Annotated in this window: 20 protein-coding genes and 4 pseudogenes; 11 read left to right on the forward strand and 13 right to left on the reverse strand. The window is 62.6% G+C overall.

The genetic code is table 11. The features are described 5' to 3' along the window. Window positions 1-158: 158 nt before the first annotated feature. From pcaF to pcaR, 3 genes are all read right to left on the reverse strand, one after another. Window positions 159-1,364: a 3-oxoadipyl-CoA thiolase gene (gene pcaF / locus APH28_RS08355; protein WP_177334245.1), complete on the reverse strand. Its 1,206-nt coding sequence runs from the start codon at window positions 1,362-1,364 to the stop codon at window positions 159-161. Between the two features lie 153 nt (window positions 1,365-1,517). Further along, a complete protein-coding gene (locus APH28_RS08360) occupies window positions 1,518-2,861 on the reverse strand; it encodes an MFS transporter (RefSeq protein WP_060508483.1) in 1,344 nt (447 codons plus the stop codon). Between the two features lie 294 nt (window positions 2,862-3,155). Further along, window positions 3,156-4,031, reverse strand: a complete 876-nt coding sequence (gene pcaR, locus APH28_RS08365; protein ID WP_027917929.1) for a pca regulon transcriptional regulator PcaR — start codon at window positions 4,029-4,031, stop codon at window positions 3,156-3,158. Window positions 4,032-4,485: 454 nt separating this feature from the next. On the opposite strand from pcaR, the gene APH28_RS08370 reads away from it, so the two are divergent. After that, complete coding sequence (locus APH28_RS08370) at window positions 4,486-4,686, forward strand: hypothetical protein (protein ID WP_060508484.1); 201 nt, start codon at window positions 4,486-4,488, stop codon at window positions 4,684-4,686. A gap of 96 nt (window positions 4,687-4,782) precedes the next feature. Here the strand turns inward: APH28_RS08370 and APH28_RS28580 are convergent, their stop codons facing one another. Continuing rightward, window positions 4,783-4,944 (reverse strand): hypothetical protein, encoded by a 162-nt coding sequence (locus APH28_RS28580; RefSeq protein WP_156340874.1) that lies wholly within the window; start codon window positions 4,942-4,944, stop codon window positions 4,783-4,785. A 57-nt stretch (window positions 4,945-5,001) separates the two neighbouring features. On the opposite strand from APH28_RS28580, the gene APH28_RS08375 reads away from it, so the two are divergent. Further along, the gene (locus APH28_RS08375) at window positions 5,002-6,474 is read left to right on the forward strand and encodes an inorganic phosphate transporter (RefSeq protein WP_060508485.1); all 1,473 of its coding nucleotides are present in this window, start codon (window positions 5,002-5,004) and stop codon (window positions 6,472-6,474) included. A gap of 58 nt (window positions 6,475-6,532) precedes the next feature. Here the strand turns inward: APH28_RS08375 and APH28_RS08380 are convergent, their stop codons facing one another. Next, window positions 6,533-8,008, reverse strand: a complete 1,476-nt coding sequence (locus tag APH28_RS08380; protein ID WP_060508486.1) for a helicase HerA-like domain-containing protein — start codon at window positions 8,006-8,008, stop codon at window positions 6,533-6,535. Between the two features lie 166 nt (window positions 8,009-8,174). Between APH28_RS08380 and APH28_RS29445 the strand changes: the two are divergent. From APH28_RS29445 to APH28_RS08400, 5 genes and pseudogenes are all read left to right on the forward strand, one after another. Continuing rightward, a pseudogene (locus tag APH28_RS29445) lies at window positions 8,175-9,191 on the forward strand (cache domain-containing protein); the annotation flags it as partial. Window positions 9,192-9,452: 261 nt separating this feature from the next. Further along, a pseudogene (locus tag APH28_RS29450) lies at window positions 9,453-10,049 on the forward strand (methyl-accepting chemotaxis protein); the annotation flags it as partial. 197 nt (window positions 10,050-10,246) lie between these two features. Next, on the forward strand, window positions 10,247-11,368 hold the full coding sequence (locus tag APH28_RS08390; protein ID WP_060508488.1) for a glycosyltransferase family 1 protein: 1,122 nt from the start codon (window positions 10,247-10,249) through the stop codon (window positions 11,366-11,368). Further along, entirely contained in the window at window positions 11,361-12,125 is a 765-nt protein-coding gene (locus APH28_RS08395; protein ID WP_060508489.1) for a DUF2334 domain-containing protein, read from the forward strand. Before APH28_RS08390 ends, APH28_RS08395 begins: the two co-directional genes overlap by 8 nt. Further along, window positions 12,122-13,114 (forward strand): lysylphosphatidylglycerol synthase transmembrane domain-containing protein, encoded by a 993-nt coding sequence (locus APH28_RS08400; RefSeq protein ID WP_060508490.1) that lies wholly within the window; start codon window positions 12,122-12,124, stop codon window positions 13,112-13,114. The genes APH28_RS08395 and APH28_RS08400 overlap by 4 nt, the downstream gene beginning before the upstream one ends. Before the next feature lie 178 nt (window positions 13,115-13,292). Here APH28_RS08400 and purU read toward each other — a convergent pair whose 3' ends face one another. Continuing rightward, complete coding sequence (purU, locus tag APH28_RS08405) at window positions 13,293-14,144, reverse strand: formyltetrahydrofolate deformylase (protein ID WP_060508491.1); 852 nt, start codon at window positions 14,142-14,144, stop codon at window positions 13,293-13,295. Between the two features lie 296 nt (window positions 14,145-14,440). Between purU and mvaT the strand changes: the two genes are divergently transcribed. Continuing rightward, window positions 14,441-14,818, forward strand: a complete 378-nt coding sequence (mvaT, locus tag APH28_RS08410) for a histone-like nucleoid-structuring protein MvaT (protein ID WP_060508492.1) — start codon at window positions 14,441-14,443, stop codon at window positions 14,816-14,818. A 70-nt stretch (window positions 14,819-14,888) separates the two neighbouring features. On the opposite strand, the gene sbcB is transcribed toward mvaT, so the two are convergent. The 3 genes from sbcB to APH28_RS08425 all read right to left on the reverse strand — a co-directional run bounded on the left by sbcB (window position 14,889) and on the right by APH28_RS08425 (window position 17,242). Then, window positions 14,889-16,325 (reverse strand): exodeoxyribonuclease I, encoded by a 1,437-nt coding sequence (gene sbcB / locus APH28_RS08415; RefSeq protein ID WP_060508493.1) that lies wholly within the window; start codon window positions 16,323-16,325, stop codon window positions 14,889-14,891. Between the two features lie 46 nt (window positions 16,326-16,371). Then, a complete protein-coding gene (locus APH28_RS08420; RefSeq protein WP_060508494.1) occupies window positions 16,372-16,731 on the reverse strand; it encodes a PilZ domain-containing protein in 360 nt (119 codons plus the stop codon). Window positions 16,732-16,855: 124 nt separating this feature from the next. Next, on the reverse strand, window positions 16,856-17,242 hold the full coding sequence (locus APH28_RS08425; RefSeq protein WP_060508495.1) for a hypothetical protein: 387 nt from the start codon (window positions 17,240-17,242) through the stop codon (window positions 16,856-16,858). A gap of 181 nt (window positions 17,243-17,423) precedes the next feature. Between APH28_RS08425 and pyk the strand changes: the two genes are divergently transcribed. Continuing rightward, complete coding sequence (gene pyk / locus APH28_RS08430; RefSeq protein WP_060508496.1) at window positions 17,424-18,878, forward strand: pyruvate kinase; 1,455 nt, start codon at window positions 17,424-17,426, stop codon at window positions 18,876-18,878. 120 nt (window positions 18,879-18,998) lie between these two features. Here pyk and APH28_RS08435 read toward each other — a convergent pair whose 3' ends face one another. Further along, on the reverse strand, window positions 18,999-19,919 hold the full coding sequence (locus APH28_RS08435; protein WP_060508497.1) for an iron-sulfur-binding ferredoxin reductase: 921 nt from the start codon (window positions 19,917-19,919) through the stop codon (window positions 18,999-19,001). A 249-nt stretch (window positions 19,920-20,168) separates the two neighbouring features. Here APH28_RS08435 and APH28_RS08440 point away from each other — a divergent pair, with 249 nt between their 5' ends. Then, the gene (locus APH28_RS08440; protein ID WP_060508498.1) at window positions 20,169-21,692 is read left to right on the forward strand and encodes a fumarate hydratase; all 1,524 of its coding nucleotides are present in this window, start codon (window positions 20,169-20,171) and stop codon (window positions 21,690-21,692) included. A gap of 46 nt (window positions 21,693-21,738) precedes the next feature. Here the strand turns inward: APH28_RS08440 and APH28_RS29120 are convergent. Together APH28_RS29120 and APH28_RS08445 are read right to left on the reverse strand one after the other, a co-directional pair. Further along, window positions 21,739-21,851, reverse strand: a pseudogene (locus tag APH28_RS29120) (amidohydrolase); the annotation flags it as partial. Window positions 21,852-21,859: 8 nt separating this feature from the next. Next, window positions 21,860-22,450 carry a GNAT family N-acetyltransferase gene (locus APH28_RS08445; protein WP_060508499.1) on the reverse strand — a complete coding sequence of 197 codons (591 nt, stop codon included), beginning with the start codon at window positions 22,448-22,450 and terminating at the stop codon, window positions 21,860-21,862. 115 nt (window positions 22,451-22,565) lie between these two features. Between APH28_RS08445 and APH28_RS27995 the strand changes: the two are divergent. Then, a pseudogene (locus APH28_RS27995) lies at window positions 22,566-22,670 on the forward strand (isopropylmalate/homocitrate/citramalate synthase); the annotation flags it as partial. A gap of 158 nt (window positions 22,671-22,828) precedes the next feature. Here the strand turns inward: APH28_RS27995 and APH28_RS08450 are convergent. Continuing rightward, entirely contained in the window at window positions 22,829-23,407 is a 579-nt protein-coding gene (locus APH28_RS08450) for a DJ-1/PfpI family protein (protein ID WP_060508500.1), read from the reverse strand. Window positions 23,408-23,441 lie beyond the last annotated feature (34 nt).

The raw sequence follows: 23,441 nt of genomic DNA on the forward strand, positions 1-23,441 counted from the left end.
AGTCTAGACATACCCAGTAACACACACGTTCCGCTTGCCGGGTAGCAATTGGCCTTATGCCGTAAGTGCCGGCCTCTTCGCGGGTAAACCCGCTCCTACAGAGGGAGGCGTGGTTCCCCCTGTGGGAGCGGGTTTACCCGCGAAGAGGCCGGTACAGGTCAAACCCGCTCGATGGCCAACGCCAGGCCCTGGCCGACGCCCACACACATGGTTGCCAGGCCCTTGCGGCCGCCGCTCTTCTCCAGCTGGTGAAGCGCTGTCAGCACCAGGCGCGCACCGCTCATGCCCAGCGGGTGGCCCAGGGCGATCGCGCCGCCGTTGGGGTTCACCTGCGGCGCATCGTCGGCCACACCCAGCTCGCGCAGCACCGCCAGGCCTTGGCTGGCGAAGGCTTCGTTGAGCTCGATCACATCGAAATCATTCACTGCCACACCCAGGCGCTCGGTCAGCTTGCGCACCGCCGGCACCGGGCCGATGCCCATGACACGCGGGGCAACACCGGCGCTGGCCATGCCCAGTACGCGGGCCCGTGGGGTCAGGCCATGCTTCTTCACCGCCTCGGCCGAAGCCAGGATCAGTGCCGCAGCACCGTCGTTGACGCCCGAGGCGTTGCCAGCGGTAACCGTCTTGTCCGGGCCGTTGACCGGCTTGAGTTTGGTCAGGGCTTCCAGCGTGGTCTCAGGGCGCAGGTGCTCGTCACGCTCGACGAGGGTTTCGCCCTTCTTGTGGGCGATACGCACGGGCACGATCTCTTCGGCGAAGAAGCCCGCAGCCTGGGCCGCAGCAGCCTTCTGCTGGCTGCGCAGGGCGAAAGCGTCCTGGTCAGCACGGGAAACGTTGTAGTCGTCAGCCACGTTATCGGCAGTCTCTGGCATGGCGTCGACCCCGTACTGGCTCTTCATCAGCGGGTTGACGAAACGCCAGCCGATGGTGGTGTCTTCGAGCTTCATGTTGCGCGAATAGCCGCTTTCGGCCTTGCCCATGACGAACGGCGCACGCGACATCGACTCGACGCCGCCGGCAATCACGAACTCCATCTCGCCGCTGGCAATGGCGCGGAAGGCCGTGCCGATGGCGTCCATGCCCGAAGCACACAGGCGGTTCAGGGTCACACCCGGTACGCTCTCTGGCAGGCCGGCCAGCAGCAGGGCCATGCGCGCGACGTTGCGGTTGTCTTCACCGGCCTGGTTGGCGCAGCCGAAGAACACTTCGTCGAGCTGGTCCCACTGTACCGACGGGTTGCGTTCGATCAGCGCCTTCAGCGGCACGGCCGCCAGGTCGTCGGCACGCACGCCGGCCAGGGCGCCGCCAAAGCGGCCGATCGGGGTGCGGATGGCGTCACAGATAAATACTTCACGCATCAGGCTTCTCCTGCCAGGGGTGCTACGTTGAGCCCAGATTAAGGAGACAGAGGGGTCGCTTACAATTCGATAATCGACTATCCGTGCGATTATCGAACAAAATGTTGCCCTGCTATCCCTCTACGATCAGGGGCCACGGCGCAGTTCCTCACCGGGTCAGGTCGCGTCGGCGTGACTCACCAAGCCTTTGACGATCACGGCGAGTGTGGCCAGCGCCGCCGGTACCAGCAATGCGGTCAGCACCTGCTCGAAGCTCCAGCCCAGGCCCAGCAGCGTCGCGCCACTCCAGGCCCCGAGGATCGCGCCGAAGCGGCCGATACCCAGCATCCACGATACGCCTGTGGCGCGCCCTTGGGTCGGGTAGAAGCGTGCGGCCAGCGACGGCATGGCCGATTGCGCGCCGTTGACGCACATGCCGGCGACCAGCACCAGGGTGGCAAGTACGGTGATGTTGCCCAGGCTCTGGCCCACGGCGTAGGCAAACACTCCGGCCAGGAAGTAGAAGATGCCGATGACCTTGTGCGGATTGAAGCGATCCATGGCCCACCCCACCAGCACCGCGCTGAGCACACCGCCGAACTGGAACAGCGCTCCGATGAACGCGGCTTGTTCCATGCTGGCGCCGCTGTCGCGCATCAGCGTCGGCAGCCAGCTGGTCAGCAGGTAGACGATCACCAGGCCCATGAAGTAGGTCAGCCACAGCAGCACCGTGCCAAGGCCGTAGGTCCCGGAGAAGATCACCGCAAACACGTTGCGCGTCGCCACGGCCTTCTGCTCTGGCACGCTGAAGCTGGCCGCCTGCGCCACCACCGCCGGAGCGATGGGCGCCAGGGTCTTGCGCACCTTGTCGTTACCGCGGTTGCGCACCACCAGGAAGCGCGCCGACTCCGGCAGCCAGACCATCAGCACCACGGCCAGCAGCAACGGCAGCACGCCACCGATCACCAGCAGGCTATGCCAGCCATAGGCCGGGATCATCTTCGCGGAAATGAAACCGCCACCGGCCATGCCGAGGTTGAAGCCACAGAACATGCTGGTCACCAGCAGCGATTTGAGGCGCTCCGGGGTGTATTCCGACAGCAACGTGGTGGCGTTGGGCATCCCCGCTCCAAGCCCCAGGCCGGTCAGGAAGCGCAGCACCAGCAGCTGGTCGACGTTGCCGGCATAGGCCGAGGCCAGGCTGAAGCCACCGAATACCAGCACCGCCCCGACCAGCACTCCCTTGCGCCCGAAACGGTCGGCCAGCGGCCCGGAACCCAGGGCACCGAACACCATACCGATCAACGCGGCACTCATCACCGGGCCGAGGCTGGCGCGGTCGATGCCCCATTCCTGCGACAAGGCCGGCGCGATGAAGCCCATGGCCGCGGTATCGAGGCCATCGAGAAAGACGATCAGGAAGCAGAGAATCACCACGCGCCATTGATAGCGCGACAGTGGCTGTTCATTGATGAACGACTGGACGTCGAGATTGTTCCCGACAGACTGTGGTTGGTTCATTGTTGTTATCCAGAAAGGGGGGCACGGTCGGCCACTGCACTTAGGTCAAGAGCACAGGGCTTGAATATTCGATGAAGTGCGGCCTGAATCAGCCTGGATACAACGGTACTGCGTGCGGGTGCGGCCGCAGCAGTCGAGTGACAGTGGTCATGGGATGCGCCTCTTATGTTTTTGTTGTATCGGTCGGCAGAGCCGACCGTTGCGAGAGACATTAATCAGCGACCGGGGGGTGGCGCAATTCACCCGAAGCGACACTGTGCGTTTATCGAACAGGAAACTGTGTCGCCAACGCCGTCAACCGAACAACTGATGGCAAAGGTCGCGGCTGGCCGCCAGCAGGATCGGCAGGAAGCGCTGCTCCAGCTCGCTGCGCGTCACCCGCCCGACATGGGTGCTCACGTTCAACGCCGCCAGCACTTGCCCGGACGCGTCATAGATAGGCACAGCGATCGAGCGCAGCCCCTGCTCAAGTTCCTGGTCGACCACGCACCAGCCCTGCTCGCGCACCTGCTGAATGCAGGCGAACAACGATTCGGGGTCGTTCAGGGTACGGCTGGTGCGTGCCTTGAGATCGGCGCGGTCCAGGTACTCGCGCAGGCTGGTGTCATCCATGGCCGCCAGCAGGATGCGCCCCATGGACGTGCAATAGGCCGGCAACCGTCCACCGACCGACAGGTCGACCGAGATCAGCCGCTCCACCGTGGCCGAACGGGCTATATAAAGAATGTCGTCGCCTTCGAGGGTGGCCATGTTGGCCGCCTCGTGCAACTGGTCGCTGATGCGGTCCAGATAAGGCTGGGCCGACACCGCCAGCGGCGTCGACGACAGGTAGGCGTGGCCCAGGGTCAGCACTTTCGGCAGCAGCGAATAGGTGCGCCCGTCGGTGGTGGCGTAACCCAGTTTGATCAGGGTGTGCAGGCAGCGGCGCACGGCGGCTCTGGGGATTTCGGTGCGATGACTGATCTGGGCGATGGTCAGGTGGCGCTTGCGCTCCTGGAAGGCCTGTATCACCGCCAGGCCACGGGCGAGGGAGGTCATGAAGTCAGGGTCGCCGGTAAACGCCTGAATTCGCTTGGCCGGTGAGGCCACGATCGGCGGCGCCAGCGCAGGCGCGCTCGGGCGGGACGCCTCTGGGTTGGCAGATTCGTTGGCCGTGGTTTCGTCGCTCATCGCTCACCTCAAAAAAATCGCTGGCTCGTGCGATTATCGAACGAACGGCCGATAATCGCAATTGACCGCTGACAAATTTACTTATACCTTTCTCCTGCCACATGTGGCTTCTTTGGAGAGACTGGTCAGGTACCCACCGTAGAAGTCCCCAGGCAACGGCCTCGCCTCGTGCGGGGCCGTTTTATTTCTGCTATACGGCAACATGACAGCGAACTATTCGATTGCTGTTTGCTCAAAGTTTGTACAAGCCACTGATGGCTCGAAACTTTGCTCGCTGTTGCATAAATAACCCTGTTTGGCGATTTACCGATTGCTATAATCGATTCCGCTGGCCCGGATCGAGACTCCGGCGTGGAATACTGGCTAGGCCTTCATCCGCAAACCAGCGCTCGTGTGCATGGGCAACTTGCACCTGCATGCAACACCAGCCACTACTACTCATTCAGGTATTACTGTGACGAAAGATGAACTGCGCGCTGAACTCGAGCGCCAGGCTGAACGTTACAAGGAAGTTTACGGTGGTGAAGTCACCACTTACGCCGCTCAACCGGAGCCGGAACGCAAGCCTTGGCGCAAACGTGCCACCGTCCAGGATCAGGCCTTCAGCCAGGAACTGGAAAAAATGGAAAAGGAACTGCGCAGCGAGGAGCCCTGACCGGCCTCTTGCACTGCCATTGCGTCGCGGGCCTGGCGCCCTCGACGCGGCCGATCTTTACTGGATGGCCGAGGATGAAATGGAATTACACAAATTTCATACGATCGTTTGAAGCGTCGCACCGCGCAGATTTTTCCAGAAATTTAACGAATTTTTGGCAATTTCTTGATTTTTATCGGAAGTTTTGCCGCCAGATCGCGCCACCTTCTCGGCAGAGAGGGCGCTCACAAAGCTGCCATCGGTCAGCAGTGGGTGCATCGATTGCCAAGGTTTTCTGGCATAATCCCGCCCCCCTATGACCGCCAGACAACCTTCATGATCGATTTATTCAGCGGACTGGATGCCTGGGTATTGGTGAGCCTGCTGCTCGCCCTGACCTTCGTGCTCGCATTCGAGTTCATCAATGGCTTTCATGACACCGCCAACGCGGTAGCCACCGTCATCTATACCAAAGCCATGCCACCACACCTGGCCGTGTTCTTCTCCGGGGTGTTCAACTTCCTCGGCGTTCTGCTCGGCGGTGTCGGGGTGGCCTACGCCATCGTGCACCTGCTGCCGGTCGAGCTGCTGATCAATGTGAATACCGGGCATGGCCTGGCCATGGTCTTCTCGCTGCTGGCCGCTGCCATTACCTGGAACCTCGGCACCTGGTACTTCGGCATTCCCGCTTCCAGCTCGCATACCCTGATTGGCTCGATCCTCGGCGTGGGCCTGGCCAACGCACTGATCAACGACATCCCGCTGGGCGATGGCGTCAACTGGCAAAAGGCGATCGACATCGCCATGTCGCTGGTGGTCTCGCCGATTGCCGGCTTCGCCGTCGCGGCACTGGTACTGATCGGCCTGAAATGGTGGCGCCCGCTGTCGAAGATGCATAAAACCCCGGAGCAGCGCCGCAAGCTCGACGACAAGAAGCACCCACCGTTCTGGAACCGCTTGGTCCTGGTGATTTCGGCCATGGGCGTGAGCTTCGTGCACGGTTCCAACGATGGCCAGAAGGGCATCGGCCTGATCATGCTGGTGCTGATTGGTATCGTTCCGGCCAAGTTCGTCCTCGACCTGAACAGCACTACCTACCAGATCGAGCGCACCCGCGACGCCACCCTGCACATGAGCCAGTTCTATCAGCGCAACGCCGCCACCTTGGGCGAGTTCCTGGCACTGGGCAAGGCCAAGTCGACCGACCTGCCAGAGAAGTTCAGCTGCAACCCGCAGCAGACCGAACCGACCATCGCTGCCCTGCAGGCCTCGCTGCAAGGTGTGACCGATTACCACGCGCTGGATGCCGAAAAGCGTGTCGAAGTGCGCCGCTACCTACTGTGCCTGGATGACACTGCGAAGAAGGTAGGCAAACTGCCTGGCCTGGACGCACGCGAAAAGGCCGACCTCGAGAAGCTGCGCAAGGACCTGACCGCGACCACCGAATACGCCCCGTTCTGGGTGATCGTGGCCGTCGCCCTGGCCCTGGGCCTGGGCACCATGGTCGGCTGGAAGCGCGTGGTCCTGACCGTCGGCGAGAAGATTGGCAAGCAGGGCATGACCTATGCCCAGGGCATGTCGGCGCAGATCACCGCGGCTTGCGCCATCGGCATGGCCAACGTGTTTGCCCTGCCGGTGTCGACCACCCACGTGCTGTCTTCCGGCGTTGCCGGCACCATGGTCGCCAACAAGAGCGGCCTGCAAGGCGGCACCGTGAAGACCATTCTGTTGGCTTGGGTTCTGACCCTGCCCGCTTCGATGGGCCTGGCGGCCGGCCTGTTCTGGCTGGCCTCCAAGGCACTGGCCTGAGCGATACAGCTGCACTGAAAAAGGCGCCCTCGGGCGCCTTTTTCGTGGGCGAAAGCAGTCACTTCTTCTTGCCACCCAGCAACGACCCCATCAATCCACGCACCAGCTGCCGCCCGAGCTGATTGGCCGCCTGACGCACCGCCGACTTGATCGCCTGCCCCGCCGCGCTCTGCAAAAATTCCCCTGCCTTGTCAGCGAAACTCTCTTCGTCCGCCTTCGGTACCGGTGCTGGCTCCACCGGCTCACCTTTGCGCTGGGTCAGCATTTCATAGGCCGATTCCCGGTCGATCGCCTTGTCATACCGCCCCAGCAAAGGCGAAGCCGCAATCAACGCACTGCGTTCGGCCGCACTCAACGGCCCGATCCGCGACTGCGGTGGCGCGATCAGCACCCGTTGGACCATCGCCGGCGTACCTTTGTCTTCCAAGGTGCCGACCAGCGCCTCGCCAATCCCCAGCTCGGTCAGCACCGCCAGGCTGTCGAATGCCGGGTTCGGGCGGAAACCATCAGCCACGGCCCTTAGCGACTTCTGCTCTTTAGCGGTGAAGGCGCGAAGGCCGTGCTGGATGCGCAAGCCCAATTGGGCGAGCACGCTGTCAGGCAGATCGCTCGGCGACTGGGTGACGAAATATACGCCAACCCCCTTGGAACGGATCAACCGCACCACCTGCTCCAGACGGTCCTGCAGCGCTTTCGGCGTGCCGTTGAACAACAGGTGCGCCTCATCGAAAAATAGCGCCAACACCGGTTTATCGGCATCACCACGCTCCGGCAACTGCTCGAACAGCTCAGCCAGCAGCCACAACAAGAACGTGGCATAGACCTTCGGCGCCTCGTGCACCAGCCGGCTGGCGTCGAGCAGGTGAATACGCCCACGGCCATCGCTATCTGGCCGCAACAGGTCTTCCAGTTGCAGCGCCGGCTCGCCAAACAACGCTTCAGCGCCTTGCTGCTCCAAGGTTGCCAGCCGACGCAGCAGGGCCTGGGTCGAGCCAGTGGTCATCAGCGCGCTGTCTTCGCCGAGCAGTTGCGGGTTGTCCTTCAGGTGCGCCAACAGCGCCTTGAGGTCTTTCAGGTCAAGCAGCAGCAAACCTTCGCGGTCCGCCACCTTGAACGCCGCATACAACGCCGCCTGCTGGCTGTCGGTCAACTCCAGCAGGTTACCGAGCAGCAACGGGCCCATTTCGCTCAGGGTGGTACGCAACGGATGGCCGGACTGCCCCGCCACATCCCAGAGCGTCACCGGATAGGCTTTTGGCGTATGCCCCAGCCAAGGCATGCCAGCGATGCGCTCGGCCACCTTGCCTTGTGGTGCACCGGCTGCACCCAGGCCGCACAGGTCGCCTTTGACGTCCGCTGCGAACACCGCCACACCCGCATCGCTGAACACCTCCGCCAGGTGCTGCAAGGTCACGGTCTTGCCGGTACCGGTAGCCCCGGCAACCAGGCCGTGACGATTGGCAAGGCGCATGGCCTGCTGAACGGGCTGCCCGCTCGGATCAGCGCCTACAACTATGGTCGAAGTTTCCGACATCTCTTTATTCCCCCGCTCAAGCTTTAGCTTAATTCGGCCGATACCTTTGGGTGATATTCGCCTTAATAGACAGGAGCAACCGAAAAAGGATTTTTCGGGATGTTGCACTGTTTGCAGCGATACCGTGCGAACGCCCGATAAAAACCTTAGCGGAACCGATTACGCCATGAACAAAAACCTGCGTTTCAGCCACAAGATCCTTTTGGCTGCGTCATTGATCGTGATACTCGCCTTCAGCCTGTTCACCCTTTACAACGATTACCTCCAGCGTAATGCGATCCGCGAGGATCTGGAGAATTATCTGGCTGAAATGGGCGAATCCACTTCGACCAACATCCGCAACCTGTTCGATGGCCGTATCAAGCTGGTGGAAAACCTGGCGCAGAACATTGCCCAGCAACCCGCCAACGCCGAAACACTGATGGGCCAGAATGCCCTGATCTCGAGCTTCCTCACAGTCTACCTGGGCAAGGTCGATGGTGGCTTCAGCGTGCGTCCGGACGCCAAGATGCCAGAGGGCTATGACCCGCGCACCCGCCCCTGGTACAAGGACGGCATGAACGCCCAGGGTGCGATTCTTACCGAGCCCTATATCGACCTGACCACCAACAAGATGGTCATCGGCATCCTCAGCAAGGTGTCCAGCAGCGTCGGCGTGGTCGGTGGCGACCTGGCACTCGATGGCCTGGTGCAGATCATCAATTCGCTGAACTTCGGCGGCATGGGCTATGCCTTCCTGGTCAACGACCAAGGCAAGATCCTGGTTCACCCGGACCAGGACCTGGTGATGAAGTCGCTGCCGGACCTGTTCCCGCAGCACACGCCGAAACTGTCCGGTGAGCTGACCGAAGTCGATGCCAACGGCCAGGCCCGCCTGCTGACTTTCACCCCGATCAAGGGCCTGCCCTCGGCCAACTGGTACATTGGCCTGTCGGTGGATAAAGACAAAGCCTTCGCCATGCTCAGCACCTTCCGCACCTCGGCAGTAATCGCCACCCTGGTGGCCGTGGTGATCATCATCGGCCTGCTCGGCCTGCTGATCCGCGTGCTGATGCAGCCGCTGCACACCATGACCCGCGCCATGGAAGACATTGCCGAAGGTGAAGGTGACCTGACCAAACGCCTGAGCATCCACAGCCTCGATGAGTTCGGCATCCTGGGCAAGGCCTTCAACCGCTTCGTCGAACGTATCCACGGCTCGATCCGCGAAGTGTCGTCGGCGACCGAGCAGGTCAACGAAGTGGCCCTGCGCGTGATCAGCGCTTCGAACTCGTCGATGGCCAATTCCGACGAACAGTCCAACCGCACCAACAGTGTCGCCGCGGCCATCAATGAACTCGGCGCCGCCGCCCAGGAAATCGCCGGCAATGCCGCCCAGGCCTCGCAGCACGCCAGTTCAGCGCGCCTGCTGGCCGAAGAAGGTCAGCAGGTGGTGGAGCGCAACATCGCTGCAATGAACCGCCTGTCCGACCTGATCGTCACCTCGAGCGCGCACATCGAGACGCTCAACAGCAAGACCGTGAACATCGGTCAGATCCTCGAAGTGATCACCAGCATTTCCCAGCAGACCAACCTGCTGGCGCTCAACGCTGCGATCGAAGCGGCCCGCGCGGGTGAAGCCGGGCGTGGTTTTGCCGTGGTCGCCGACGAGGTCCGCAACCTGGCGCACCGCACCCAGGAGTCGGCGCAGCAGGTGCAGACCATGATCGAAGAGCTGCAGGTCGGTGCCCGCGAGTCGGTCGACACCATGGGCCAGAGCCAGCGCCACAGCCAGGACAGCATGCAGATCGCCAACCAGGCCGGCGAGCGCCTGGACAGCGTGACCGTGCGCATCGGCGAAATTGACGGCATGAACCAGTCGGTGGCCACCGCCACCGAGGAGCAGACCGCCGTGGTCGACTCGATCAACATGGACATCAACGAGATCAACATGCTCAACCAGGAAGGTGTCGAGAACCTGCAGGCCACCCTGCGCGCCTGCTCGGACCTGGAGCAGCAGGCCACCCGCCTGAAACACCTGGTCGGCAGCTTCCGTATCTGATCATCAGACCGCGTCGCCTGCTTCGCGGCTAAAGCCGCTCCTACAGGATTGTGGAAATCCCTGTGGAAGCGGCTTGTGCTGCGTAGAATCCCGCACTGCCCTCCCGCCCAACCTCGATCGAACAAACTATCCTTCAGGTAGGTCAACCTTTAGGCGCGTCATTGCCAGATGACACACCCGAAGACGATCCTGGAGGGATGCTGATCGTGCACATCGCCGACATCACCATGTTCTACGCCCCGGCCAGCGGCGGTGTGCGGACGTACCTCGATGCCAAACACCACCGCCTCGACGCCCTCCCGGGCGTACGCCACAGCCTCCTGATCCCCGGTGCCAGTGCCAGCCATGCCGATGGCATCTACCAGGTTCCCGCACCGCCCCTGCCGTTCGGCAAAGGTTACCGCTTCCCGGTGCGCCTGGCCCCTTGGTGCAACGTGCTGCGTCACCTCAAGCCCGACCTGATCGAAGTGGGCGACCCCTACCTCACCGCCTGGGCCGCGCTGGAGGCCCGGCGCCAGCTCGACGTGCCGGTGATCGGCTTCTACCACTCCGACCTGCCACTGCTGGTAAGCAATCGCATGGGCAACTGGTTTACACCCAATGTCGAGGCCTATGTCAGCAAGCTGTATGGCAATTTTGACCGGGTGCTGGCGCCGAGCCTGGTGATGGCCGACAAGCTGCGCCGCCTGGGCGTGCGTGACGTGCATGTGCAGCGCCTGGGCGTCGATCTGCAGACGTTCCACCCCGACCGTCGCGACCCGCAGCTGCGGGCTCAGCTCGGCATCGCCGATACCAGCCGCCTGCTCATCTATGCCGGGCGCGGTTCACGCGAAAAGAACCTGCCGGTACTGCTCGAATGTATCAAGCACCTGGGGCGCCCTTATCACCTGTTGCTGGTCGGCTCGAACATGCCGGCCAACGTGCCCGAGAATGTCAGCGTCATTGACCAGTTCCGACCGCCGCAGGAAGTCGCCCGCCTGGTCGCCAGCGCCGACCTGCTGGTGCACGCGGGCGACCAGGAAACCTTCGGCTTGGTCATCCTCGAAGCCATGGCCAGCGCCACCCCGGTGGTCGCGGTACGCGCCGGAGCTTTCGGTGAAATCGTCAACGAACACTGCGGGCGGCTGTGCCCCGCCAACGATGGCAAGGCCATGGCCGTGTCGGTGCGTGAAGCGTTCGAGGTTGGGGTGCGCAAGCTCGGCGCCCAGGCCCGCCAGCATGTGGAACAGCATTATTCATGGGACAACGTGGTGGCTGGCCTGCTGCAGCACTACCAGGCCGTGCTCGGCCACCAACCGCAGGTGCGCGCCCATGGCTGAGCCCGGCAAAGACCCTGGCAGCCTGATGCTGGTGCTGCACGATGTCGCACCCGAAACCTGGCCTGACTACCAGCCGTTCGTGCAGGCTGTGGACGAGATGGGCAACGTGCCGATGACCTGGCTGGTGGTCCCTGACTTTCATCACCGCAACCCGCTGACCCGCTCCCCGACCTTCTGCCGCCTGCTGGAGCGGCGCCTGGCGCGGGGCGATGAACTGGCGCTGCACGGTTTCTACCACGCCGACGACGGGCCCGCACCGCGCAACCTCGGCGAATATTTCATGCGGCGTATCTACACCCACGAAGGCGAGTTCTATGCCCTCGACCAGGCCCAAGCCCTGCAACGCCTGGAGCAAGGCCTGTCCCTGTTCGCCGGGCAAGGCTGGCCGGTGGCCGGTTTCGTCGCCCCGGCCTGGCTGATGAGCCAAGGCACCCGGCAGGCCCTTGCCCAGCTGCCGCTGCGCTACACCAGCACGCCCCAGCACCTTTATCGCTTGCCGGACTTCACCGCATTCGAGGCACCAGGGCTGGTATGGAGCGCACGCAGCACCTGGCGCCGGGGGCTGTCGAGGATGGTCTGCGACTGGCAACGCCGGCGCTGGCATACAGCCGAAACCCTGCGCCTGGGCTTGCACCCGGTGGACATGCGCCACCGCTCATCCCGCAACTACTGGCTGCGCACCCTCGACAACTTGCTGCTACAAGGCCGCGAGCCATTGACCAAATCGGCCTGGCTGGAGCGTCAGGTGATCGCATGAGCCGCCTCGGCTGGCTGGCCCTGGCACTGGTGGGCGCCCTGCTGGTGCCGGCGCTGTTGGGTGGCAACGAGCTGATGCCCAGGCTGATGGCCTTCGACACCGGGCTGTTGCTGGCACTGCTGGGCATGATCCTGCTGTGCTGGGTGATCAATGCCATGCGCCTGCGCCTGCTGCTCGGTCGACAAGCGGCGCAGTTGGGCCGTGTGCGCAGCCTCGGCGTGGTCATGGCCACCGAGTTTGCCATCTGCACCACCCCAGGTGGCAGCGGCGGGCCCATCACCCTCATGGCCCTGCTCGCCCGGGACCGCATCGGGCCGGCCCGCAGCGGTGCGGTATTTGCCATGGATCAGTTGAACGACTTGCTGTTCTTCTTCTGCGCGATGCTGGCGATTGCCGGCTATGCCCTGTTCCACAGCCTTGGCCGCAGCCAGGAAAGCATGCTGCTGGGCAGCGCATTGTTGTTGTGCGCAGCCTTGGCCATGATCGTCGTGCTGTTGCGATACCGGCGTGCGGTGATGCGCTTCAACGGGCGGGTGCTCAAGCGCCTGGGCATGCCTGGCAAACGCAGACGCCGCTGGGCACGCAAGGTACTGCATTTCATCGAGGCTTTGGCGCAGACCTGGCAGCTGCCCAAGCGCACCTTGGCGCTGGTCTTCACCCTCACCTGCCTGCACTGGAGCCTGCGCTACAGCGTGCTGTATCTAGTGCTGCAAGGCTTGGGGGTGGAGCTGTCGTGGATCCCGAGCTTCCTGGTGCAGATGTTATCGCTCAGTGCCGGGCAATTCAGCCTGTTGCCGGGTGGCGCCGGCGCCGCCGAGCTGACCTCGGCAAGCCTGCTGACACCGCTGGTCGGCAGTTCGACAGCCGCAGCGGCGATCCTGATCTGGCGAGCGATTACTTACTACTTTTATCTGCTGGCGGGTGGGCCGGTGTTTGTCTGCCTGCTGGCGCGTCCGTTGCTGGAGCGCTGGCGGCGACAGGCGGGTTGAGCTGGCGCCACAATCGGGCGGCATCGGGGAAGTCGGTGCCGTCGTCGTCGCTCAGCGCTTCGGGGTCGTAGCGGGCCAGGCAGCCTTCGCCCAGGGTGGGCGGGGATGAGGCGGTGGGCTGGTTACGCTTGGCCATCTTCACTCCCGGCAAAAGGGGCGCTTTGCGCCCCATGCAGTATCAGTCGAATACCACGGTCTTGTTGCCATGTACCAGCACGCGGTCTTCCAGGTGATAGCGCAGGCCGCGGGCCAGCACCATCTTCTCGACGTCGCGGCCAAAGCGGACCATGTCTTCGATACTGTCGGCGTGACTCACACGCACCACGTCCTGCTCGATGATCGGGCCGGCGTCCAGCTCTTCGGTCACGTAGTGGCAGGTCGCACCGATCAGCTTCACGCCACGCAGGGCCGCCTGGTGGTACGGCTTGGCGCCGACGAACGACGGCAGGAAGCTGTGGTGGATGTTGATGACCTTCTCGGCATAGTCCTGGCACAGCTGCGGCGGCAGGATCTGCATGTAGCGCGCCAGCACCACCACGTCAGCCGCGTGCTCCTGCACCAGGCGCGACACCTCGGCAAAGGCCGGGGCCTTGTCCTTGGGGTCGACCGGCACGTGGAAGAACGGAATGCCGTGCCACTCGACCATGCTGCGCAGGTCGTTATGGTTGGAAATCACACAAGGGATATCGCAATCCAGTTCATCGGTGTGCCAGCGGTGCAGCAGGTCGGCCAGGCAGTGCGATTCGCGGCTGGCCATCAGCACCACACGCTTCTTTTGCGCCGAGTCGGTGATGCGCCAGGTCATGGAGAACTCTTCGGCGATCGGCGCGAAGGCTTCGCGGAACGCCTCGATACCAAATGGCAGCGATTCGGCACGGATTTCATGGCGCATGAAGAACCAGCCGCTCTGCTCATCGGAGTGGTGGCTGGCTTCATTGATCCAGCCATTGTACAAGGCCAGGAAATTACTGACTTTCGCCACGATGCCAACACGGTCGGGGCAGGCGATCACCAGACGATAGGTGCGCATGAATTAAGACTCCAGAACTTCGCAAAGGCGCTCATTCTAGCGGCCCGACCAGAAAAACGCAGTAATCATTGCGCCCGTCGGTAGCCACAGGCCGGAGCGACGCAGGGTGTCAGCCCGGCTACTACAGCCCCGTGACAATCAGGACGAACTGCGGGGCGCTATGTAAATTTTTCTTAATCTTGAGATATTTTGTCACAGGGCTAATAACAGTTAAGTGCCCAATAATATGTTTACTTGAGAGTACCGCCTGACTATTATTGCCCCACACATTCTGAACACGCATTAAGGAACACTCCATGTCCCTGATCAACGAATACCGCGCTACCGAAGAAGCCATCAAGGAACTTCAGGCCCGCCTGGCCAACCTGTCGCAGGATGACAAGCTCAAGACTGAACTGGAGTTCGAAGGTAAATTGCGCGCGCTGATGGGCGAATACTCCAAGTCGCTGCGCGACGTGATTGCCCTGCTCGACCCAGAATCCAAACTGAGCAAAGCCCCACGTGGCGCAGTCAAAACCGTCGCCACCAAGCGTGCGCGCAAGGTCAAGCAATACAAGAACCCGCACAACGGTGAAGTGATCGAAACCAAAGGCGGCAACCACAAGACCCTGAAAGAATGGAAAGCCAAATGGGGTGGTGATGTGGTTGAAAGCTGGGCAACCCTGCTGGACTGATTGTCCACCGCAACGCTCTGCCCTTACAAACAAGAACGCCGGCATAAAGCCGGCGTTTTTGTTTACGTATTCAAAGGTTGATAGCAAACTGCTCGCGCAAGTTGCTGGCATGCACCTGCCAGGCGTCCAGCACCCGTCGCCCGGCCTCGTCTGCTTTGGCCCAGGCATCCAGCCTGGCCTGCTCGAAATCACCCAGCGTGTTCGGTGCCCCCCATTGCGGGTCACTCAAGCGCTGCTGGCAGAAACCAAACCAGCGCTGGCGCTCTTCGCTGTTCAAGGTCTCTGGGAAGTTCCGCGCGCGGTAACGGAACAACAACTCCGGCAGGCGGGGATCATCGAACATCCAATGGCCGAGCCCTAACTGCGCGGGGTCCAGCGTGCGAACTTGTTCGCACAGGCGGCGGTCGCGGTTCCCGATGAAACCGTCATACAACTGCTGTTCCGGGTCTTCAACCGCCGCAAATTCTGCCTCGCCGTAGATAAGCTCAAGCTTGTCTTGCCATTCAGACTGTTGATTCGCCAACTGTTCAGCGCGTGATTGCATCAATGCCAGATCAATACCCAGACGTTGCTGATCCGCTGGGCGCAATACCGAGAGCGGCGCGACTACCGGACAGCGGTTGATCTGCACCAACTTGAGTGGGACCGGTAATTGTCCTTCAGATAATTCCTCACGCCGTGTGTACAAACGCTCACGCAGCACCTCGGCAGTTTCCCTTATTAACGGTAGGGTTTCCTGAGCCAGGTCGCACACAATCAGTGCATTGCGATTACGCGGGTGCCAGGCCAATGGCAGGACCACACCCAGATAATTACGTGCTGCGGAAAAGCGCCCGGATATATGCACCAGCGGCTGCAATAAACGGATCTGTTCCATCACTTTGTGCTTGCTGCGCAATTGGAACAGCCACTCGTACAACTTGGGTTGTTTCTGCCTTATCAGGCGCGCCAGGGCAATCGTTGCCCGTACGTCGGAAAGCGCTTCATGGGCATGCCCATGGTCGATGCCATTGGCTTGGCTGAGCAGTTCCAGGCGCAGGCTGGTGCGCCCATCCTGCTGCGGCCAGACGATGCCTTCCGGGCGCAAGGCATAAGCGGTGCGCACAACATCGATCAAGTCCCAGCGGCTGTTGCCGCCTTGCCACTCACGGCCGTAAGGGTCGAAGAAGTTGCGGTAGAGGCTATAGCGGGTCACCTCGTCGTCGAAGCGCAAGGTGTTATAGCCGGCACTACAGGTGCCGGGCCGCGCCAGCTGCTCGTGGACCCGAGTCATGAATTCGGCTTCGCACAGGCCTTGGTTGGCGAGTTGCTCGGGGGTGATACCGGTGACCAGGCAGGCGGCCGGGTGCGGCAGAATATCGTCCGAAGGGCGGCAATAAAGGCTGATCGGTTCTTCGATCTCGTTGAGTTCGAGATCGGTGCGCACACCAGCGACCTGCAGCGGCCGGTCGCAGCGCGGGTTGATGCCAGTGGTTTCGTAGTCGTGCCAGAAAATGCTGGTAGTCACGGGGTCGTCCTGTTTCGAGGTCGACCCGATTCTAGCGGAGCCAGGCTCAGGCGGAAGCGTTGGCGGGATGGAAACTGAAATAGTCGCGCAGCGAGCGGACGAATTCATCGTACTCGCGCGGCGCCTGCAGCAGCATGAAGCCGGAATCGTAGTGGCCCGGGGTCTGATCTTCGCAGCACCAGAGGCAACTGGCGGTCAGGTTGATGAACTGAAACCCGCCCCCGGCCAGCGGCAGGCGCAATTGCAGTTCGAAATCCGGCCCGACCAGCACAGGCAGCGAACTGATCAGCATGATCCCGTCTTCGGAGGCATTACCCAGTTGCCCGATCGGCTGATCGGTAAAGCGGTTGTAGACCTTGAGTACACAAGGCAACTGATGGCGTTCGATATGGCGCTTGATGAACATGATCGCGAGTGCAGTCCCGTACCTGATGCCAGGAATGCAAGGTACTGGCGGTTGTTGTAACAGCTGAGTTACAGGTTAGCGCAGCGCACCAGGCAAATCCCGTGAAATTAACGACACCTTGGTGTTAACGCCAAGTGGGGGTATTCACCGGGTTGGCCACCGCCGCTTCCGCACCCCGGTAATGCCCAAGCTTCTGCAGGGTTTCCAGACGCGCCTTGGCCCGATAGGCGTATTCATTGCCCGGGTACTGCTGGATCAGGTATTCGTAAGTCTGCGCGGCATCCACATATAGCTTGTCGCGCTCCAGGCACTGGCCACGCAGCAGCGACACTTCCGGGTGGATGAACGGCCGCGCACGGCTGGTGCGGTCGACCTGCGACAGCTCCAGCATGACCTTCGAGCAATCGCCACGGTCATAGGCGCGGTAAGCGTTGTTCAGGTGGTGGTCCATGGACCAGCGGGTGCAGCCGAGGGTGCTGGCCGCCAGGGCGATTACGATCAGGGCGCGCATGGGGTATCTCCTTTGATGCCAGTGTATCGGCCATTGCCGGCAAATCTTCACAGCCATTTGCAAGGATACTCCGGCCCGTTCAAATGCCACCCTGCATTGGTCGCAGGTAGTGCAACGGAACAATGACTACAGCGCAATTGAGGAGTAGCCTTTCGCTGCGCTTCACTATAGGAGTCTGTGCATGAGCATCCGCCGTACCAAAATCGTTGCCACCCTTGGCCCCGCCAGCAACTCGCCGGAAGTGATCGAACAGCTGATCCTCGCCGGCCTGGACGTGGCACGCCTGAACTTCTCCCACGGCACTCCGGACGAGCACAAGGCGCGCGCGCGCCTGATCCGTGACATCGCCGCCAAGAACGGCCGCCATGTCGCACTGCTGGGTGACCTGCAGGGTCCTAAGATCCGCATCGCCAAGTTCGCCAACAAGCGCATCGAACTGAAGATCGGTGACAAGTTCACCTTCTCTACCGCCCACCCGCTGACCGAAGGCAACCAGGACATCGTCGGTATCGACTATCCCGACCTGGTCAAGGACTGCGGCGTTGGTGACGAACTGCTGCTCGACGACGGCCGTGTGGTCATGCGCGTCGAGACCGCCACCGCAGACGCCCTGCACTGCGTGGTGATCATCGGTGGCCCGCTGTCGGACCATAAAGGCATCAACCGCAAAGGTGGCGGCCTGACCGCACCTGCCCTGACCGAAAAAGACAAGGCCGACATCAAGCTGGCTGCGGAAATGGACCTGGACTACCTGGCCGTCTCCTTCCCGCGTGACGCCAGCGACATGGAATACGCGCGCAAGCTGCGTGACGAGTCCGGCGGCAGCGCCTGGCTGGTAGCCAAGATCGAACGTGCCGAGGCCGTAGCCGACGACGAGACGCTGGACAAGCTGATCGCAGCCTCCGACGCCGTAATGGTTGCCCGTGGCGACCTGGGCGTGGAAATCGGTGACGCCGAGCTGATCGCCATCCAGAAGAAGATCATCCAGCACGCCCGCCGCAACAACAAAGCGGTGATCGTGGCGACCCAGATGATGGAGTCGATGATCCAGAACCCGATGCCGACCCGCGCCGAAGTGTCCGACGTGGCCAACGCCGTGCTCGACAACACCGATGCGGTGATGCTGTCGGCCGAAAGCGCCGCCGGTGCCTACCCGATCGAAGCCGTACAGGCCATGGCCCGTATCTGCTCCGGTGCCGAGAAGCACCCGACCAGCCAGAAGTCCAGCCACCGCCTGCACACCACCTTCGAGCGCTGCGACGAAAGCATTGCCCTGGCAGCGATGTACACCGCCAACCACTTCCCGGGCGTGAAGGCGATCATCGCCTTGACCGAAAGCGGCTACACCCCGCTGATCATGTCGCGCCTGCGTTCGCACGTGCCGATCTTCGCACTGTCGCCGCACCGCGCCACCCAGGCCCGTGCCAACATGTTCCGCGGCGTCTACCCGATCGCCTTCGACCCGGCTTCGCTGCCGGCCGACAAGGTCAGCCAGGCAGCCGTCGACGAGCTGCTCAAGCGCGGCCTGGTGGAGCAAGGTGACTGGGTGATCCTGACCAAGGGTGACAGCTACCACACCATCGGTGGTACCAACGGCATGAAGATCCTGCACGTCGGTGATCCGCTGATCGGCTGATAGCCTCCCGGGGCCGCTTTGCGGCCCTTTCGCGACACAAGGCCGCTCCTACAGGTGATCGCATTTCCCTGTAGGAGCGGCCTTGTGTCGCGAAAGGAGGGCAAAGCCCTCCCAGCTCACTCAAGCATGCTCGACGAATACATCAGCAAACACCTGCCCCCGCGGCACCCCGGCAATAAACAGCCGCCGGGCAAACCGCTCGACGCTCCCCGACGCCCCACACACCAGCGCCACCGTCTGCCGCGATGACGGCCGCATCCCCGCTAGCGCTTCCTCCATATGCTCCGCCAGCACCAGCTCGACCGTCACACCCTCCAGTTGCATCAGTGATTCAGCCAGATAGTGCCCAGCGCTGTCCCGCGCCACATGCACCACCCGAATCTCCCCTTGATGCCCCTGGCGCAATGCTTCGCGCAAAATGCCCCACAACGGTGCCAGCCCGGTGCCCGCGGCCAAAAGCCAGAGCGGCCGCGTGTGCCAGTCCGGGTCATAGTGCAGTACTCCGCCGCGCAGCTCACCCAGGCGCAATTCATCACCCACTTGCAGCCCACGTGCCTTGTCGCAAAAGGCGCCCGGGCGCTGGCAATCAACATGAAACTCGAGGAAGTCATCCTCCCCCGGCAGGCTTGCCAAGGAATAAGGCCGGGCTATCGCCCCCAGCCACAGCACCACATGCTGCCCCGCCTGATAACGCAATGCCCGTTCGGGGCGCAGCCGCAAGCGCAGCACATCGCCAGACCAGTCCGCCGCACACACCCGCGCCGGCACGCCATCCTGCTGCGGGTCGAACACTGCCACGTGCAAGTCCTCGACCACCCGGCACTGGCAGGCCAGGCGCCAGCCCAGGGCATACTTGTCCAGCGCCAGGGCCTCGGGCAAGGCGTCCGCTGGCTGCCCTTCCAGGCAATGCACCAGGCAGGCGTGGCAACTGCCGGCTCGGCAGCTATAGGGCACATTCAGCCCGGCCTCGTTAAGGGCATCAAGCAGGTTGCTGCCGGTCGGCACCTTCCAGCGGCGCGCGCCCACGCAAAGTTCAGGCATGGTAAGTCTTTCTCCATCGATCACCGGGTCACTGTATGCCAAGCGCGCATTGGCAGCAAAAAGGATGCCTGCCAGCTGCCGACCATGGTCCGGACCACGCGCAGGTGTTTCGCGCAGTGAGGCGCGGTATACTGCCGCGCCTTTTTCCGTCGGCCTGACCTGCCGGCGCCTTGCAAGGCGCTTCGACACGCTGGTCGGCACCGTCGAGCGTCTTTTTGAATGTTCCCGTCTTTAAGAGGAGCGCGCTGCATGACCGTGATCAAGCAAGACGACCTGATTCAGAGCGTCGCCGACGCCCTGCAATTCATCTCGTACTACCACCCCGTCGATTTCATCCAGGCGATGCACGAAGCCTACCTGCGTGAAGAGTCGCCTGCTGCACGCGATTCGATCGCCCAGATCCTGATCAACTCGCGGATGTGCGCCACCGGCCACCGCCCGATCTGCCAGGACACCGGTATCGTCACCGTGTTCATCCGCGTGGGCATGGATGTGCGCTGGGACGGCGCCACCATGAGTGTCGACGACATGATCAACGAAGGTGTGCGTCGCGCCTACAACCTGCCTGAAAACGTCCTGCGCGCCTCGATCCTGGCCGACCCGGCCGGTGCCCGCAAGAACACCAAGGACAACACCCCGGCCGTCATCCACTACTCCATCGTCCCGGGCGACAAGGTCGAAGTCGACGTTGCAGCCAAAGGCGGCGGTTCGGAGAACAAGTCGAAGATGGCCATGCTCAACCCGTCCGACTCGATCGTCGACTGGGTGCTGAAGACCGTCCCGACCATGGGCGCTGGCTGGTGCCCGCCTGGCATGCTCGGCATCGGCATCGGTGGTACCGCCGAGAAGGCCGCGGTGATGGCCAAGGAAGTGTTGATGGAGTCCATCGACATCCACGAACTGAAAGCCCGTGGCCCGCAGAACCGCCTCGAAGAGATCCGCCTGGAGCTGTTCGACAAGGTCAACCAGCTGGGCATCGGCGCCCAGGGCCTCGGCGGCCTGACCACCGTGCTCGACGTCAAGATCATGGACTACCCGACTCATGCCGCCTCCTTGCCGGTGTGCATGATCCCGAACTGCGCCGCTACCCGTCACGCCCACTTCGTGCTCGACGGCAACGGCCCGGCCGAGCTTGAAGCGCCGTCGCTGGACGCCTACCCGGAAATCGTCTGGGAAGCCGGCCCGAGCGCCCGTCGCGTCAACCTCGACGACATCACTCCGGAAGAAGTCGCCAGCTGGAAGCCGGGCGAGACCATCCTGCTCAACGGCAAGATGCTCACCGGTCGCGACGCTGCGCACAAGCGCATGGTCGAAATGCTCAACCGCGGTGAAGAACTGCCGGTCGACCTCAAAGGCCGCTTCATCTACTACGTCGGCCCGGTCGACCCGGTCGGTGACGAAGTGGTAGGCCCAGCCGGCCCGACCACCGCCACCCGCATGGACAAGTTCACCCGCCAGATCCTCGAGCAGACCGGCCTGCTGGGCATGATCGGCAAGTCCGAGCGTGGCCCGACCGCGATCGAAGCGATCAAGGACAACAAGGCCGTGTACCTCATGGCTGTGGGCGGCGCTGCCTACCTGGTGGCCCAGGCCATCCGCAAGTCGAAGGTCCTGGCCTTCGCCGAGCTGGGCATGGAAGCGATCTACGAGTTCGAGGTCAAGGACATGCCGGTGACCGTCGCTGTCGACAGCAACGGTGAGTCGGTGCACATCACTGGCCCTGCCCTGTGGCAGAGCAAGATTGCCCAGAGCCTGGCAGTTGAAGTGAAGTAAACCTGATGTAACAGCAGCGGCGCCCGAGTGGCGCCGCTGCTGTTTTCAGGAATCTTTCAAACTGCTCCGGCCAGTCCCTGCGGGTAAACACCTGCCCTTCCTGCTGCCCCCCCGCACTACCTCATAATCCATCTCACACACCAGCCACTGGCAGGCCGCGAGGCGGATCAGATCGGCAGTTCCTTGGTCCAGAACGACATGATCTTTTCCGAGCTGTCCTGCTCGTCGAGGTCTCGCCAGGCATAGCGCGTGCGCAGGGATGGCTCATGCAGAAAGCCGCGATTGCGCCAGAAGCCATGCAGCGGTTTGTAGTCCACAGGCCGGCGCGGATGCACACCCGGGCGCTCCACGGCGCAGAACGCGCAAAAGTCGAACTCGGCCAGTTTGTGGGCATAGGACTCGCGCTCAATGAAGAAGCGCACGCCCAGCCCGCGGCCACGGTACTCCGGCAATACCAGCGACCCACCGAAGTAGTAGACGCTGGCCGGGTCGCGCCCCTGGGCCAGGAAAGGCTGCTGAAACTCCGGGGCTACATCCACCAGCGGCAAGCCGGTAGAAGCGCCGACCACCTGGCCGTCGTCCAGGGCCAGCACCACCAGGCTGCGCCCGGAGCGGGTGTAGCGGGCCAGGTGGTCCACCTCGTACTCCGGGGTGCCGTCGTAGAGATAGGGAAACTCGCGAAACACGGTCAGGCGCAGGCGAGCGAGGTCATCGATGTAAGGCGCGATAGCGGCGCCGTGCAACAGGCGTATTTCCATGCTTGGCGGTCGTTTTGTCGATGTGGATGACGCGCTCGGCTAAGCCGGGCTTGAGGGGAAACCCTATCATCCGAGCCAGCACGCCGCCTTTTCCCTACACGACAGGTATTGTTCCATGACCGCTACCGAGCTGGTAAATGCTTACTACGCCGCCTTCAATGCCGGCGACATGCCAGCCTCCCTGGCACTGCTCAGCGAAGACGTGATTCACGACATCAACCCAACTACTACAACCTCAATGACTGGGTCGAACAGGTGGCGTGAACCTAAACGGTCTCTGTGGGAGCGGGCGGGCCCGCGAACACCGGCGCAGCCGGTGCCATGCACCGCGCTGGATTCTTCGCGGGCGCGCCCGCTCCCACAAGTTGACCGCGCTTGTCAGGCGATACGGGTGCCAAGCACCTTGAGGAAGGCCGCCAACCAGGCCGGGTGCGCCGGCCATGCGGGGGCGGTCACCAGGTTGCCGTCGACATGCGCCTGGTCCACCGCGATGTCGATGAACGTGCCCCCGGCCAGGCGCACCTCCGGCGCACAGGCCGGATACGCACTGCACTCACGCCCTTCCAGCACGCCAGCCGCCGCCAGCAGCTGCGCGCCATGGCACACAGCCGCAATCGGCTTGCCGGCTTGGTCGAACGCGCGCACCAGGTCCAGCACTTTCTCATCCAGGCGCAGGTACTCCGGCGCTCGGCCACCGGGGATCAGCAACGCGTCGTAGCCCTCAGCCCGTACCCGCACGAAATCGTAGTTCAGGGCAAAATTGTGCCCAGGCTTCTCGCTGTAGGTCTGCTCGCCTTCAAAGTCGTGAATCGCCGTGCGCACGGTTTGCCCCGCAACCTTCTCCGGGCACACCGCATGCACCGTGTGGCCGACCATGCTCAGCGCCTGGAACGGCACCATGGCCTCGTAATCTTCGACATAGTCGCCAACCAGCATGAGAATCTTCTTCGCCGTCATCGCACTCACTCCTTCGATTGCCTAGAGACAGTCA

The organism is Pseudomonas sp. NBRC 111124 (genome assembly GCF_001320245.1).
Taxonomy (GTDB): domain Bacteria; phylum Pseudomonadota; class Gammaproteobacteria; order Pseudomonadales; family Pseudomonadaceae; genus Aquipseudomonas.

What these genes read in the sequence shown, in the direction of transcription:
- mvaT (WP_060508492.1), top strand. Translation starts at nt 14,441, where the DNA reads ATGTCCCTGATCAACGAATACCGCGCTACCGAAGAAGCCATCAAGGAA.
- APH28_RS08425 (WP_060508495.1), bottom strand. Translation starts at nt 17,242, where the DNA reads ATGCGCGCCCTGATCGTAATCGCCCTGGCGGCCAGCACCCTCGGCTGC.
- APH28_RS08395 (WP_060508489.1), top strand. Translation starts at nt 11,361, where the DNA reads ATGGCTGAGCCCGGCAAAGACCCTGGCAGCCTGATGCTGGTGCTGCAC.
- purU (WP_060508491.1), bottom strand. Translation starts at nt 14,144, where the DNA reads ATGCGCACCTATCGTCTGGTGATCGCCTGCCCCGACCGTGTTGGCATC.
- APH28_RS08400 (WP_060508490.1), top strand. Translation starts at nt 12,122, where the DNA reads ATGAGCCGCCTCGGCTGGCTGGCCCTGGCACTGGTGGGCGCCCTGCTG.
- APH28_RS08380 (WP_060508486.1), bottom strand. Translation starts at nt 8,008, where the DNA reads ATGTCGGAAACTTCGACCATAGTTGTAGGCGCTGATCCGAGCGGGCAG.
- APH28_RS08445 (WP_060508499.1), bottom strand. Translation starts at nt 22,450, where the DNA reads ATGGAAATACGCCTGTTGCACGGCGCCGCTATCGCGCCTTACATCGAT.
- APH28_RS08390 (WP_060508488.1), top strand. Translation starts at nt 10,247, where the DNA reads ATGCTGATCGTGCACATCGCCGACATCACCATGTTCTACGCCCCGGCC.
- APH28_RS08450 (WP_060508500.1), bottom strand. Translation starts at nt 23,407, where the DNA reads ATGACGGCGAAGAAGATTCTCATGCTGGTTGGCGACTATGTCGAAGAT.
- APH28_RS08420 (WP_060508494.1), bottom strand. Translation starts at nt 16,731, where the DNA reads ATGTTCATCAAGCGCCATATCGAACGCCATCAGTTGCCTTGTGTACTC.
- APH28_RS08440 (WP_060508498.1), top strand. Translation starts at nt 20,169, where the DNA reads ATGACCGTGATCAAGCAAGACGACCTGATTCAGAGCGTCGCCGACGCC.
- APH28_RS08375 (WP_060508485.1), top strand. Translation starts at nt 5,002, where the DNA reads ATGATCGATTTATTCAGCGGACTGGATGCCTGGGTATTGGTGAGCCTG.
- pcaR (WP_027917929.1), bottom strand. Translation starts at nt 4,031, where the DNA reads ATGAGCGACGAAACCACGGCCAACGAATCTGCCAACCCAGAGGCGTCC.
- APH28_RS08360 (WP_060508483.1), bottom strand. Translation starts at nt 2,861, where the DNA reads ATGAACCAACCACAGTCTGTCGGGAACAATCTCGACGTCCAGTCGTTC.
- APH28_RS08435 (WP_060508497.1), bottom strand. Translation starts at nt 19,919, where the DNA reads ATGCCTGAACTTTGCGTGGGCGCGCGCCGCTGGAAGGTGCCGACCGGC.
- pyk (WP_060508496.1), top strand. Translation starts at nt 17,424, where the DNA reads ATGAGCATCCGCCGTACCAAAATCGTTGCCACCCTTGGCCCCGCCAGC.
- APH28_RS28580 (WP_156340874.1), bottom strand. Translation starts at nt 4,944, where the DNA reads ATGCACCCACTGCTGACCGATGGCAGCTTTGTGAGCGCCCTCTCTGCC.